Here is a 12,925-nt window from a genome sequence, read left to right as displayed (position 1 = left end):
GCTCTCCGCCTCAGCCCACCGAGACGACGGGCGCCCCGGCCTGCGCGTCGTTCTCCGGCGCGGGCATCGACTCGGCGATCCGCATGGCCTCCTCGATGAGCGTCTCGACGATCATCGCCTCCGGGACGGTCTTGACGACCTCGCCCTTGACGAAGATCTGCCCCTTGCCGTTGCCGGACGCGACGCCGAGGTCGGCCTCGCGCGCCTCGCCCGGCCCGTTGACGACGCAGCCCATGACCGCGACGCGCAGCGGCACCGTCATGCCCTCGAGGCCCGCGGTGACCTTCTCCGCGAGCGTGTAGACGTCCACCTGGGCGCGGCCGCACGACGGGCACGACACGATCTCGAGCTTGCGGGGACGCAGGTTCAGCGCCTGCAGGATCTGCGTGCCGACCTTGACCTCCTCGACCGGCGGGGCCGAGAGCGAGACGCGGATGGTGTCGCCGATGCCCTGGCTGAGCAGAGCGCCGAAGGCGGTCGCGGACTTGATGGTGCCCTGGAACGCCGGCCCGGCCTCGGTGACGCCCAGGTGCAGCGGCCAGTCGCCGCGCTGGGACAGCAGCTCGTAGGCGCGCACCATGACGACCGGGTCGTTGTGCTTGACCGAGATCTTGAAGTCGTGGAAGTCGTGCTCCTCGAAGAGGCTCGCCTCCCACACGGCCGACTCGACCAGCGCCTCGGCGGTGGGCTTGCCGTACTTCTCCAGCAGGCGCTTGTCGAGCGAGCCGGCGTTGACGCCGATGCGCAGCGACACCCCGGCGGCAGAGGCCGCCTGGGCGATCTCCTTGACCTGGTCGTCGAACTTGCGGATGTTGCCCGGGTTCACCCGGACCGCGGCGCAGCCGGCGTCGATGGCCGCGAAGACGTACTTGGGCTGGAAGTGGATGTCGGCGATCACCGGGATCTGCGACTTCTTCGCGATGGCGGGCAGCGCGTCCGCGTCGTCGGACGTCGGCACCGCGACCCGCACGATGTCACAGCCCGCGGCGGTGAGCTCCGCGATCTGCTGCAGCGTCGCGTTGATGTCGGTGGTGGGGGTGGTCGTCATCGACTGGATGCTGATCGGTGCGTCGCCGCCCACCGCGACCTTGCCCACCTGGATCTGGCGGGTCTTGCGGCGCGGGGCCAGCGTGGGTGCGGGCGAGGCGGGCATGCCGAGGTTCAGTGCGGTCACCGTGCCAGTATCGCGCGTCTCACCGGGTGCTACCCACACGAGCGCCGGGCCACCGGAGCCCGTCGCCCGGTCGTCACGACAGCTGCACAGGATCCACGACGTCCGCGATCATGAGCAGCGCGCCGGTGCCGATGAGCACGACGAACATCACGTAGGCGACGGGCATCATCCGCGCGACGTCGGCCGGCGCGGGGCGCGGCAGCCCCCGCAGCCGCGCGACGGTGCGCTTGGCGCCCTCGTACAGGGCGTTCACCACGTGCCCGCCGTCCAGCGGCAGCAGCGGGATGAGGTTGAACACGAAGAGCGCCACGTTCAGGGACGCGAGCAGGCTCAGCAGGATCTGCAGCGTCGCGACGACAGGCGCGTCGGCCGCGACCACGTCGACCGCGAGCCGTCCCACCCCGACGATGCTCACGACGCCGTCCGCCGACCGCTCCTCGTCGGTGAAGGCCTGGACCGCCGTCTGCGCGACCTGCACCGGCAGGGTCACGATGATCGCCGCCGTCCCCGAGACCATCCGCCAGGTCTCCGCGGGCACGCTCGACAGCGGCAGCGGCTCGTACTCCTGGGTGGGGGTCACGCCGAGGAAGCCGGCGGTCTGGGTCACGGGCTCCCCGGCCGCGTCGACCTCGGCCTCGCCCTCCGCGTCGACGACGGCGACCTCGCGCTCGGCGGTCGTCACGGTGAGCGGCACCTGCGCGCCGTCGCGCTCGACCACCACCGGCACCTGCTGGTCCGGGGAGCCAGCGATCAGGCCGGAGAGCTGGTCCCAGGACGTGACGGCCTCGCCGTCCCACACGACGATCTCGTCGCCGGGCTGCAGCCCCGCCGCGGCGGCGGGCGAGGGGGCGGCGTCCGCCCCGCACACGGGCTCGCCCTGCGCCGTCGTCGAGGTCGGGGTGCACGCGCTCACGGCGCCGACCGTGGTCGTGACCGTCGGCACGCCGATGGCCACCAGCACGACGAACGTGAGGACGAGCGCGATGAGCAGGTTCATCACCGGCCCGCCGAGCATGACCACGAGCTTCTTCGGCGTCGACAGGTGGTAGAAGGCGCGGGGTTCCTCGCCCGGGCGGATCTCGCTCACCGACGCGTCGCGCGCGTCGGCGATCACCTGGCCGAAGAAGCCGCGCGAGGGCCGGGTGCCGGCCGGCGCGGGCGGCATCATGCCGACCATCCGCACGTAGCCGCCGAGCGGGATCGCCTTCACGCCGTACTCGGTCTCGCCCTTGCGGCGCGACCACAGCGTGGGCCCGAAGCCGACCATGTACTCGCTGACCCGCACGCCGAACTTCTTGGCGGGCACCATGTGACCCACCTCGTGCAGCGCGATCGAGACCACGATCCCGAGCAGGACCACGGCGATGCCGACGACGACGGAGAGAACGTCCACGGCCACGAGCCTAGGTCACCCCGGCCCGCCCGCCGTACCCGCGTCGGGCCGCCCGCGTGCAGGAACCGTCAGGAGCGCGCGAGGATCTCGTCGGCGCGTGCACGCGCCCACGCGTCGGCGGACAGGACGCCCTCGACGCTCGATGCGTCACCGCCGTCGTGCTCCTCGACGACCCGCTGGACCGTGTCCACGATGCCGAGGAAGCCGATCGCACCGGAGTGGAAGGCATCGACACCGACCTCGTTCGCCGCGTTGTACACGGCCGGGAAGGTGCCGCCCGCCGCGCCGACCTGCCGCGCGAGCCGCACCGCGGGGAACGCTTCGTCGTCGAGAGGCGCGAAGTCCCAGGACGCCGCCTGTGTCCAGTCCATCGGCGCGTCCACGTCCGCGAGCCGGTCCGGCCAGGACAGGCCGAGCGCGATCGGCACGAGCATCCGTGGCGGGCCCGCCTGCGCGATCGTGGAGCCGTCCTGGAACTCGACCATCGAATGGATCCACTGCTGCGGGTGCACCACCACGTCGATCGCCGAGAACGGGACGTCGAACAACAGGTGCGCCTCGATGACCTCCAGGCCCTTGTTCACCAGGGTCGCCGAGTTGGTGGTCACGACCCGGCCCATCGAGAAGTTGGGGTGCTTCAGCGCCTCGGCGGGCGTGACGTCGCGCATCTCGGCGCGCCCGCGCCCGCGGAACGGCCCGCCCGACGCCGTGACGACCAGGCGGCGCACCTCGCCGTGGGATCCCGAGCGCAGCGCCTGCGCGATCGCCGAGTGCTCGGAGTCCACCGGGACGATCTGCCCGGGTCGCGCCGCGGCCTTCACCAGCGATCCGCCCACGACGAGGGACTCCTTGTTCGCGAGCGCCAGCGTGGAGCCCGCCTCGAGGGCGGCGAGCGTGGGCCGCAGGCCCACCGAGCCCGTGATGCCGTTGAGGACGACGTCGTCCCCCCGCCCGGCGAGCTCGGCGGCGGCGCCCGGGCCGGCGAGCACCTCGACGCGCGCCGCGTCCGCGCCGAGGCGCGCGACGAGGGCGTCGCGCAGGGCCTCGGCCCGGCCGGCGTCCGCCACCGCGACGGCGCCCACGCCCAGCTGCGCGGCCTGCTCCGCCAGGAGGCCGACGTCCGAGCCGCCGGCGCTGAGCGCCGTCACCCGGAACCGCTCCGGGTGCGCCAGGACGACATCGATCGCCTGGGTGCCGATGGAGCCGGTGGAGCCGAGGAGGGTCACGGTGCGGGGGGTCGTGGCGGCAGGCATGCGGCCCATCATCCCAGGCCCGCCGTGCCGCCCGAGCACTCCCGGCGCTCTCCGCGACGCGCCTCCGAGTTCGCGGGAAATCACCCGCGTCGGTGCTTGACTTCTGGACGACGGCCTCCCGCTCCGCTCGCGCCCGGCTGTGAGGCCGGTTACGTTCGCAAACATGCGTACTTATGGCGCGATAGTCGGCAGGCGTCCCGTGGCGGCCCTCGCCGGGCTCGTCGTCCTCGTGACCGGCGCGGTCGTCGCACCGGCCGCACCGGCCGCCGCCGACCGGGACGGAGAGACGCACCGCATCTTCGCGACCCGTGAGGGCCTGGTGGGAAAGCGCACCGCGAACGGCCACAAGATCAGGAAGCTGGACCACTTCGTCGCGCTGCCCTCGCGCCGGGCCCTCTCCGCGAAGGGGTCCGGCGCGTACAGCGTGCGCGTCTGCCGGGCCGACAGCACGCGCTGCGAGTACGCGCCGGTGTGGGACGTGGGCCCGTGGAACACGAAGGACGACTACTGGAGCGCCACCCGGCACGTCGCACGGGACCTGCCGAAGGGCACGCCGCAGGCCTCGGCCGCGTACCGGCTCGGGCACAACGGGGGCCGGGACCTGTTCGGGCGGAAGGTCACCAACCCGGCCGGCATCGACCTGGCGAACGGCACCTTCTGGCACGGCCTGCGCCTGCACGCGAACGCCTGGATCGACGTGACCTACCTGTGGCAGGGTTCCGCGCGCACGGGGATCGTCGTCACCGACGGCAGCCCGCTGAACGTGCGCACCGGCCCCAGCACGTCGTACGCGCGGAGAGGGCTCGCCGCGAACACCGCCCGGGTCCCCCTCCTGTGCCACGCCCGCGGCCAGTGGGTCTCCGGCACCCGCGGCACGACCAACCTCTGGTACCGGGTCGGAGCCAGGAACTGGGTGTCGGACGCCTATCTGAACACCGGCACCGGCGCCGCGATCGCTCCCCGCTGCTGACGCCGGCCGCCGCCGCTCAGACCCCGGCGGCCTCCGGGGCCGCCACACCGTCCCCGGCGCGGACCTCGCCGGGGCGCGACCACGCCCGCGCCCCGGCGGCGAGCGCGACCACGGTCACCCCCACCACGACGGCGGCCGGCACCGGCAGGGCGCCGACGCCGCCCCGGGCCACGACCAGGGACGCGAGCGCCGCGCCGACCGCGATCCCCCCGTTGAACACCACGGGGATGAGCGCCCCGGCGGTCGCCCGCCGGCCGGGCCCGCCCAGCTGCAGGACGAGCGTCTGCGCCAGCGGGGGCAGCGCGCCCGACGACACGCCCCACAGCACGACGACCGCCACCCCGAGCGCCGGGTGCGCGTCCACCGTCACGAGCCCGAGCAGCCCGAGGGCCGTGCCCGCGGCGCCCACGACGAGCGCTGGGGCGGTGCGCGCCCCGAACCGGCCCGCCAGGACGACGCCCAGCGCGGACGCGAGCCCGAACACCAGGAGCAGCGTGCTCACCCCGCCGGGAAGCGCGGACGCCGGGGTCTCGACCATCCGCGTGACGTAGGTGTACGCGCCGTAGTGCCCCACCAGCAGCACCCCCACGACCGCCGTGACCGCGACCATCGGCCCCGCGCCGGACCACGGCCCGGCGCCAGGCTCGACGGCGCGTCCTCCGGCCGAGGCCCCGGCAGTCTGCTCGGCCCCGGCGACGATCGCCCGGACCAGCACCGCGACGACGAGGGTGAGCACGGCGAGGCCGGCGAACGCGGCGCGCCAGCCCACGGCGCGCGTCACGAGGCTCGCCAGCGGGGTGCCGACGACCATGCCGAGCGTCGCGCCCCCGAGCACGACGGCCACCGAGCGGGCCAGCAGCCGGTCCGGCACGAGGTCCGCGACGTGCGCGTTGGCGGTGGCCCACAGCAGGCCGACGGCCGCCGCGCCCACGAGGCGCGCGCCCACCGCGACGCCGTACGCCGGCGCGAGCGCGGTCCCCGCCGCAGAGGCAGCCAGGACGACGAGCGCGACCGCGATCACGGTCCGCCGGTCCCGCCCCGCGACAAGTCGCACCAGCGGGAAGCTCGCGACCACCACGACGGCGGCCCAGACGGAGACGAGCAGGCCTGTGCGGGACTCGTCCACCCCGAGCCCCGCGCTCATCTGCGGCAGCACGGCGGTGGGCAGCATCTCCGCCGTGACCATGGCGAACGTGGCGGCCCCGAGCACGAGCAGGGACGGCCACGGGAGGGCATCGGTCGAGGCTTTCGTCGTCATGCCGACGACGCTAGAGTTTGACATTGATGTCAATGTCAAGTGTGACTCGGATCATGACCGGAGGTGCCGGATGAAGATCGGCGAGGTCGCCCGGCGCACGGGCGTGGCCCCGCGCCTGGTGCGCTACTACGAGCAGCAGGGCCTGCTCACGACGGACCGCGCGGCCAACGGCTACCGCACGTACTCCGACGACGACGTGGAGCGCGTGTCGCGGGTCGCGAGCATGGTCCGCGCCGGCATCCCCACCCGGCTCATCAAGGTGCTCCTCGACATGGAGGAGGCGCAGGCGGCCGACTTCCCCACGTGCCCCCGCACCGTCGCCGAGATGCTCGCGTCCGAGCTCGAGGGCATCGAGGAGCGCATCGCCTGCCTCACCCGCAGCCGGGACACGATCCGCGACGTCCTCGCCCGCACCGAGCACGCGGCGCTGGTCTCGGAGGCCGGGGCGCGCTGACGGCGCAGACGACGGGAGGGCCGCCGACTTCTCGTCGGCGCCCCTCCCGCGGTTATCCTGTCGCCCTCGGGCGTCACTCCACGCCGAGCAGCACCTCGGTCGCGCGGGCGAGGAACCGGTCGACCGGCGCCTCGGCGTACCCGTCCGTGCCCTTCGCCCGGCCGAACGTCGCCGAACGGATCTCCGCGGACGTCAGGGGCTCCTGGCGGTCGAAGTACGCCACGAGCCGGTCGCAGATCGCGTCGACGTCGTCCTTGTCGTACCCCTGCTTGCCGCGCTCGGCCGACGCGAACTTCTCGCCGTCGGGCCGCCCGAGGCGCCCGTAGAGCGTGCGCGCGCGGTCGGCCAGCGCCGCCATCCACGCGTCCTGGCCGTGGGCCGACACGTACTCCGCGCGCTGCCGCGCGATGAACGCCGCCTCGAGGCGGTCCAGGGCGGAGTCGACCTCGTGCGTGTTGTACCCGCCGCGCACCAGGTCGAAGGTCGAGGCCTGGATCGCCGCGTGGGACAGCGGCTCGGGGGTGCGGCCCTCGTAGGCCTGGCGGGCGTGGTCGAAGAACTCGTCGACCTCGTCCTTGTCGTACCCGGTACGCAGCGCGGTGACCGTGCTGAACAGGGAGCTCACTCGTCGTCCTCCTCGGCGGCCAGCTGCCCGCAGGCGCCGTCGATGTCGCTCCCGCGGGTGTCACGGATCGTGGTGGGGATGCCGTGCCCGCGCAAGCGTGCCACAAACTCGTCCTCGACGGCACGCTCGCTCGCGGTCCAGATCGATCCGGGGGTCGGGTTGAGCGGGATGGGGTTGACGTGCACCCAGCCGCGGCCGCGGGCGTTGAGCTTCTCCCCGAGCAGGTCGGCGCGCCAGCCGTGGTCGTTCATGTCCTTGATGAGCGCGTACTCGATGGACACGCGCCGCCCGGTCACCTCGAAGTAGTGCCGCGCGGCGTCGAGCGCCTCGTCGACGCTCCACCGGGTGTTGATCGGCACCAGCTCGCTGCGCAGGTCGTCGTCCGGCGCGTGCAGGCTCAGCGCGAGCGTCACGGGGATGCCCAGGTCCGCGAGCTTGAGCATGGCCGGGACCAGCCCCACCGTGGACACGGTGATGTTGCGCGCCGACATGCCGAAGCCCTCGGGCTGCGGCGCGACGAGGGTGCGGACCGTCTCGATCACGGCCCGGGGGTTCGCGAGCGGCTCGCCCATGCCCATGAAGACGAGGTTGTTCAGGCGGGTGGGGCCGCCCGGGATCTCGCCGGCGTCCAGCGACCTGAAGGCCGCCCGCACCTGCTCGAGGATCTCCGCCGTCGTGAGGTTGCGCGTGAGGCCGAGCTGCCCGGTGGCGCAGAACGGGCAGGCCATCCCGCAGCCCGCCTGCGACGAGACGCACAGCGTGGTGCGGTGCGGGTAGCGCATCAGCACCGACTCGACCTTGGCGTCGTCGAACAGGTGCCACAGCGTCTTGACCGTGGTGCCGCCGTCCGCCTCGAGCTTGCGCGTCGCCCGGATCAGCGGCGGGAACATCGTGGTGGCCAGCGCCTCGCGCGTCGCCTTCGGCAGGTCCGTCATCTGCTCGGGGTCCGACGTGTAGTGCTGGAAGTAGTGCGTCGCGAGCTGCTTGGCCCGGAACGGCTTCTCCCCCATCGCCTCGACCGACGCCGCGCGCTCGGCGGGCGTGAGGTCGGCGAAGTGCTTCGGCGGCTTGCCGCGCCGGCGTGGCGCCATCTGCAGCGCCATGGGCGCGGTCTCGTCCGACGGGCGGACGGCGGGGACGCCGAGGTCCGTCGGGGACGCGGAGGGTGCAGTCATGGGGGAAATCCTTCAGGTGATCGTTCTAGGCGCTCGATGTCGCCATCGTGAGCACGAGGTACACGAACGGCGCGGTGACGACCAAGGAGTCGAGGCGGTCCAGCACACCCCCGTGGCCCGGGAGCAGCGAACCCATGTCCTTCAATTCTAGGTCGCGCTTGATGAGGGACTCGGCGAGGTCGCCCACGGTGGCCGTCACCGCGGTGAGCACGCCGAGCACGACGCCGAGCAGGGGGCCCGCGTCGAGCACGAGCACCGCTCCCGCGACGCCCACGGCGGTGGTGAGCGCGACGGACCCGGCGAGCCCCTCCCACGTCTTCTTGGGGCTCACGGTCGGCGCCAGCGGGTGTCGTCCGAACGTCACGCCGGCGATGTAGCCGCCGGTGTCGTTCGCGACCGCCAGCAGGATGAACAGCGCAACCCGCAGCTCGCCCTGCGGCTCGGCGAGCAGCAGCAGCACGAACCCCGCGAGGAACGGCAGGTACGTGGCCGCGAACACGCCGGCCGCCGCGTCCCGCAGCGCCTGCGGGCCGGAGCCGTCGAGCACGCGCCAGACGACGACGGCCCCCACGGTGAGCACGAAGGCGACGAGCAGGGCCTCCGGGCCGGCGGCGTACGCCGAGACCAGCATCCCCGCGGTGCCCACCAGGAGGGGCAGCAGCGGGATCCGGATGTCCCGCCGCGCGAACGCCTGGCGCAGCTCCCACAGCGCGGCGCCGACCGCCACGACCGCGAGGGCCACGAACGGCTCGGGACGGAACCACAGCGACGCGGCGACCGCGACCAGCAGGAGCACGCCCACGGCGATCGCGGCGGGAAGGTTGCGGCCGGCGCGCGACCGGGCCTCGGACGGGCCGACGGGCGCGCCACCCGCGGGGTCGAGCGGCCCCGGGCCCCCGGCCGGATCGAGCGACTGGTCGGCCATCAGACCTCGAGCAGCTCGCTCTCCTTGCCGGCGAGCAGCTGGTCGATGGTCTCGACGCGCTTCTTCGTCAGCACCTCGAGCTCCTTCTCCGCCCGGGTGACCTCGTCCTCGCCGGCCTCGCCGTCCTTGACGATGCGGTCGAGCTCCTCCTTGGCCTTGCGACGCACGTTGCGCACGGAGATGCGCGCGTCCTCGGCCTTCGTCTTGGCCAGCTTCACGTAGTCCCGGCGCCGCTCCTCCGTGAGCGCCGGCATGACGATGCGGATCGCGTTGCCGTCGTTGGAGGGGTTGACCCCGAGGTCGGACTCCCGCAGCGCCTTCTCGATGGTCGTCATCGAGCCCTTGTCGAACGGGGAGATGAGCACCGTGCGGGCGTCCGGGATGTTGAACGACGCGAGCTGCTGCAGCGGCGTGGGCGCGCCGTAGTAGTCCACGGTGATCTTCGAGAACATGCCCGAGCTCGCCCGACCCGTGCGGATCCCCGCGAACTCTTCCTTGGCGACGTCGATCGCCCTGTCCATCTTCTCCTCGGCCTCGAGGAGGGTGTCGTCGATCACCCGGTGCTCCTTGTCATGGTCTGCCGTCGTGTGGTGACGCCGTGTGGTGGCGCCGGTGTCCTGCGGCCGCGTGCTGCGGCGGTCGGCCCGTCGCCGTCAGCTGGTCGTGACCAGTGTGCCAATCTTCTCGCCCAGCAGGGCGCGGGTCACGTTACCGGTCTCCTCCAGGCCGAAGACGCGCATGCGCACGTCGTTGTCCCGGCACAGCGAGAGCGCGGTGGCGTCCATGACGTTGAGGCCGCGCACCAGGGCGTCCGTGTACGTCAGGTGCTCGAGCCGCTCGGCGTCGGGGTCCGTGCGCGGGTCGGCGCTGTACACCGCGTCGACGCCGTTCTTGCCCATGAGGACCTCGTCGCAGTGCGTCTCCAGGGCGCGCTGCACCGAGACCGTGTCGGTCGAGAAGTACGGCATGCCCGCGCCCGCGCCGAAGATCACCACGCGGCCCTTCTCCAGGTGCCGGATGGCGCGCAGCGGGATGTACGGCTCCGCGACCTGACCCATCGTGATGGCGGTCTGCACGCGGGTCTTGACGCCGTCCTGCTCGAGGAAGTCCTGCAGGGCGAGGCAGTTCATCACGGTGCCGAGCATGCCCATGTAGTCGGCGCGCGCCCGGTCGAGGCCGGCCCGCGAGAGCTCGGCGCCGCGGAAGAAGTTGCCGCCGCCGGACACGATCGCGACCTGCACGCCCTGCCGCACCGCGTCGCCGATCTCCTGCGCGATCCGGCGCACGACGTCGGTGGCGAGGCCGACGCTGCCGCCCCCGAACGTCTCGCCGGAGAGCTTGAGCAGGACGCGCCGCGTCCCGGGCTCGAGGGTGCCGGCGGCTCCGGTCGTCTGGGTCAGGTTCGTGTCGGTCACGTGCGCCACCGTCCGTCTCGTCTGACCGGGCCGTGCCACCCACCCGGTCGGTCGTCGAAGTGCTCCCCGCGCATCCTGGCACCGGACGGCGGTTCCCGCCGGAGGAACGAACCTGCGGGCGGGGCGGATACGCACAAGGCCCGGCCGCACCGCGCGGGGTGCGGCCGGGCCTGTGCGCTACGAGGTCGTCAGCTGCCGACGCGGAAGCGGACGAAGCCCTGCAGGGCCCCACCCGTCGCGGCGACGTGCTTGCCGACCGTCGTCTTGGTGTCCTTCGCCAGCGGCTGGTCCACGAGGACCGCGTCCTTGAAGAAGCCGTTGAGGCGACCCTCGACGATCTTCGGCAGCGCGGCCTCGGGCTTGCCCTCGGCGATCGAGACCTCGCGGGCGATCTCCCGCTCCTTCGCGACGACGTCGGCGGGGACGTCCTCGCGCGTGAGGTACTTCGGCGCCAGGGCCGCGACGTGCTGCGCGACGTCCTTGGCGGCGGCCTCGCCGGCCTCGTCGGTGACGACGAGCACGCCGATCGACGGCGGCAGGTCCTTGGCCGTCTTGTGCAGGTAGGTCGTGACCTTCGGGCCCTCGACGCGCGCGACGCGACGCAGGACGACCTTCTCGCCCATCGTGGCGCCATGCGCGGCGATCGTGTCGGCCACGGTGCCCTCGGCGGCCGGGGCCGCCAGCGCGGACTCGGTGTCGGAGGCGCCGGCGGCCGCGACGGCCTCCAGGACGGCCTCGGACAGCGCGAGGAACTTCTCGTTCTTGACGACGAAGTCCGTCTCGGCGTTCAGCTCGATCATCGTGGCGACCTGGCCGGCGGCGGAGTCGGAGACCTTGACGGCGACGAGGCCCTCGGAGGTCGCGTTGCCCTCGCGCTTGGCCGCGCGGGCGAGGCCCTTCTTGCGGATGAGCTCGACGGCCTTCTCGGCGTCGCCGGCGGCCTCGTCGAGGGCCTTCTTGACGTCGAGCATGCCGGCACCGGTGCGCTCGCGCAGCGCCTTGATGTCAGCGGCGGTGTAGTTCGCCATGGGATGTCCTTAGGTGCTCGTTCGGTCCCACCGGGCCCCGGGTCGGGCCGACGGGAGGAAGGTGTGCCGCGAGGGCGCGGGCCGGCCGCCACAGGCGACCGGCCCGCGGGACCTCACTCGGACTTCTCGGCGGCCTGCTCGGCCTGCTCCGCGGGGGCCTCCTCGACCGGGGCGGCCTCGGGGGCGGCCTCGGGGGCGGCCTCGGCGGGAGCGGCCTCGACGGCCTCCTCGGCGGGAGCAGCAGCCTCGGCGGCCGGAGCGGCCTCGCCCTCCGCGCCGGCCAGGAGCTCGCGCTCCCACTCGGCCAGCGGCTCGGCCTCGGCCTGCTCGGCCTCGCCCTTCTTGCCCGAGTGGCGCTGCAGCAGGCCCTCGGCCGCGGCGTCGGCGATCACGCGGGTGAGCAGCGTGACGGAGCGGATCGCGTCGTCGTTGCCCGGGATCGCGTAGTCGACGTCGTCGGGGTCGCAGTTGGTGTCGAGGATGGCGACGACCGGGATGCCCAGCTTCTTCGCCTCGTTGACGGCCAGGTGCTCCTTGTTGGTGTCGACGATCCAGACCGCGGACGGCGTCTTGGCCATGTCGCGGATGCCGCCGAGCGTGCGGGCGAGCTTGTCCTTCTCGCGACGCAGGACGAGGAGCTCCTTCTTCGTCAGCGAGGAGCCGGCGACGTCGTCGAAGTCGATCTCCTCGAGCTCCTTGAGGCGCTGGAGGCGCTTGTGCACGGTGGTGAAGTTGGTGAGCATGCCACCGAGCCAGCGGTGGTTCACGTACGGCATGCCGACGCGGCCGGCCTGCTCGGCCACGGGCTCCTGCGCCTGCTTCTTGGTCCCGACGAACAGGACGGAGCCGCCGTGGGCGACGGTCTCCTTGACGAACTCGTAGGCGCGGTCGATGTACGACAGCGACTGCTGGAGGTCGACGATGTAGATGCCGTTGCGCTCCGTGAAGATGAACCGCTTCATCTTCGGGTTCCAACGGCGGGTCTGGTGCCCGAAGTGGACACCGCTCTCGAGGAGCTGGCGCATGGTCACGACGGCCATGACTGGTCCTTTCGCCGCGTGCCCGGGATCATCCCGCGTGCACGCGCGTCAGGCGACCGGCCGCCTGGTCTGGCGGGGCCCGGTCGCAGTGCTCGGTTGTCGGTGGCGGGCATCGGGCCCGGCACCCCTGGCGTCACGCCGGGCCGGCACCGCCCCTGTCGACCAGGAGCGGACCGCTGCCGACGCGGCCACGCCCGCGCGCCGGAGCCCCGGCA

13 protein-coding genes are annotated in these 12,925 nt (G+C 73.1%); 2 read left to right on the top strand and 11 right to left on the bottom strand.

From position 1 onward, the window contains the following. Positions 1–10 precede the first annotated feature (10 nt). From ispG to dxr, 3 genes are all read right to left on the bottom strand, one after another. Positions 11–1,153 (bottom strand): flavodoxin-dependent (E)-4-hydroxy-3-methylbut-2-enyl-diphosphate synthase, encoded by a 1,143-nt coding sequence (gene ispG / locus ABD254_RS12365; RefSeq protein WP_344248780.1) that lies wholly within the window; start codon positions 1,151–1,153, stop codon positions 11–13. A gap of 94 nt (positions 1,154–1,247) precedes the next feature. Then, the gene (locus tag ABD254_RS12360; RefSeq protein WP_344248717.1) at positions 1,248–2,567 is read right to left on the bottom strand and encodes a M50 family metallopeptidase; all 1,320 of its coding nucleotides are present in this window, start codon (positions 2,565–2,567) and stop codon (positions 1,248–1,250) included. A gap of 68 nt (positions 2,568–2,635) precedes the next feature. Beyond that, positions 2,636–3,820, bottom strand: a complete 1,185-nt coding sequence (gene dxr / locus ABD254_RS12355) for a 1-deoxy-D-xylulose-5-phosphate reductoisomerase (protein WP_344248716.1) — start codon at positions 3,818–3,820, stop codon at positions 2,636–2,638. A gap of 199 nt (positions 3,821–4,019) precedes the next feature. On the opposite strand from dxr, the gene ABD254_RS12350 reads away from it, so the two are divergent. Beyond that, entirely contained in the window at positions 4,020–4,790 is a 771-nt protein-coding gene (locus ABD254_RS12350) for a hypothetical protein (protein ID WP_344248715.1), read from the top strand. Positions 4,791–4,806: 16 nt separating this feature from the next. On the opposite strand, the gene ABD254_RS12345 is transcribed toward ABD254_RS12350, so the two are convergent. Continuing rightward, entirely contained in the window at positions 4,807–6,048 is a 1,242-nt protein-coding gene (locus tag ABD254_RS12345) for an MFS transporter (protein ID WP_344248714.1), read from the bottom strand. A gap of 70 nt (positions 6,049–6,118) precedes the next feature. Between ABD254_RS12345 and ABD254_RS12340 the strand changes: the two genes are divergently transcribed. Continuing rightward, positions 6,119–6,502 carry a MerR family transcriptional regulator gene (locus ABD254_RS12340; protein WP_344248713.1) on the top strand — a complete coding sequence of 128 codons (384 nt, stop codon included), beginning with the start codon at positions 6,119–6,121 and terminating at the stop codon, positions 6,500–6,502. A gap of 73 nt (positions 6,503–6,575) precedes the next feature. Here the strand turns inward: ABD254_RS12340 and ABD254_RS12335 are convergent, their stop codons facing one another. The 7 genes from ABD254_RS12335 to rpsB all read right to left on the bottom strand — a co-directional run bounded on the left by ABD254_RS12335 (position 6,576) and on the right by rpsB (position 12,710). Next, positions 6,576–7,127 carry a DivIVA domain-containing protein gene (locus ABD254_RS12335; RefSeq protein ID WP_344248712.1) on the bottom strand — a complete coding sequence of 184 codons (552 nt, stop codon included), beginning with the start codon at positions 7,125–7,127 and terminating at the stop codon, positions 6,576–6,578. Further along, complete coding sequence (gene rlmN / locus ABD254_RS12330) at positions 7,124–8,302, bottom strand: dual-specificity RNA methyltransferase RlmN (protein WP_486326996.1); 1,179 nt, start codon at positions 8,300–8,302, stop codon at positions 7,124–7,126. Before rlmN ends, ABD254_RS12335 begins: the two co-directional genes overlap by 4 nt. 25 nt (positions 8,303–8,327) lie before the next feature. Further along, positions 8,328–9,227, bottom strand: a complete 900-nt coding sequence (locus tag ABD254_RS12325; RefSeq protein WP_344248711.1) for a phosphatidate cytidylyltransferase — start codon at positions 9,225–9,227, stop codon at positions 8,328–8,330. After that, positions 9,227–9,784, bottom strand: coding sequence for a ribosome recycling factor (gene frr / locus ABD254_RS12320; RefSeq protein ID WP_344248710.1), 558 nt, complete (start codon positions 9,782–9,784; stop codon positions 9,227–9,229). The genes ABD254_RS12325 and frr overlap by 1 nt, the downstream gene beginning before the upstream one ends. Before the next feature lie 96 nt (positions 9,785–9,880). Beyond that, the gene (pyrH, locus tag ABD254_RS12315) at positions 9,881–10,627 is read right to left on the bottom strand and encodes a UMP kinase (protein ID WP_425553771.1); all 747 of its coding nucleotides are present in this window, start codon (positions 10,625–10,627) and stop codon (positions 9,881–9,883) included. Between the two features lie 203 nt (positions 10,628–10,830). After that, positions 10,831–11,670 carry a translation elongation factor Ts gene (tsf, locus tag ABD254_RS12310; protein ID WP_344248708.1) on the bottom strand — a complete coding sequence of 280 codons (840 nt, stop codon included), beginning with the start codon at positions 11,668–11,670 and terminating at the stop codon, positions 10,831–10,833. Between the two features lie 113 nt (positions 11,671–11,783). After that, complete coding sequence (rpsB, locus tag ABD254_RS12305) at positions 11,784–12,710, bottom strand: 30S ribosomal protein S2 (RefSeq protein WP_344248707.1); 927 nt, start codon at positions 12,708–12,710, stop codon at positions 11,784–11,786. Positions 12,711–12,925 lie beyond the last annotated feature (215 nt).

It is taken from the genome of Isoptericola hypogeus, from assembly GCF_039531145.1.
In the GTDB taxonomy this organism is placed as follows: Bacteria; Actinomycetota; Actinomycetes; order Actinomycetales; family Cellulomonadaceae; genus Isoptericola; species Isoptericola hypogeus.
The sequence above is the reverse complement of the archived record's forward strand: the minus strand, read 5'-3'. Positions and strand labels throughout refer to the sequence as shown.

Coding starts and splice junctions, on each gene's coding strand:
- rpsB (WP_344248707.1), bottom strand. CDS start 12,710: ATGGCCGTCGTGACCATGCGCCAGCTCCTCGAGAGCGGTGTCCACTTC.
- rlmN (WP_486326996.1), bottom strand. CDS start 8,302: ATGACTGCACCCTCCGCGTCCCCGACGGACCTCGGCGTCCCCGCCGTC.
- ABD254_RS12340 (WP_344248713.1), top strand. CDS start 6,119: ATGAAGATCGGCGAGGTCGCCCGGCGCACGGGCGTGGCCCCGCGCCTG.
- dxr (WP_344248716.1), bottom strand. CDS start 3,820: ATGCCTGCCGCCACGACCCCCCGCACCGTGACCCTCCTCGGCTCCACC.
- ABD254_RS12325 (WP_344248711.1), bottom strand. CDS start 9,227: ATGGCCGACCAGTCGCTCGATCCGGCCGGGGGCCCGGGGCCGCTCGAC.
- tsf (WP_344248708.1), bottom strand. CDS start 11,670: ATGGCGAACTACACCGCCGCTGACATCAAGGCGCTGCGCGAGCGCACC.
- ABD254_RS12345 (WP_344248714.1), bottom strand. CDS start 6,048: ATGACGACGAAAGCCTCGACCGATGCCCTCCCGTGGCCGTCCCTGCTC.
- ispG (WP_344248780.1), bottom strand. CDS start 1,153: ATGCCCGCCTCGCCCGCACCCACGCTGGCCCCGCGCCGCAAGACCCGC.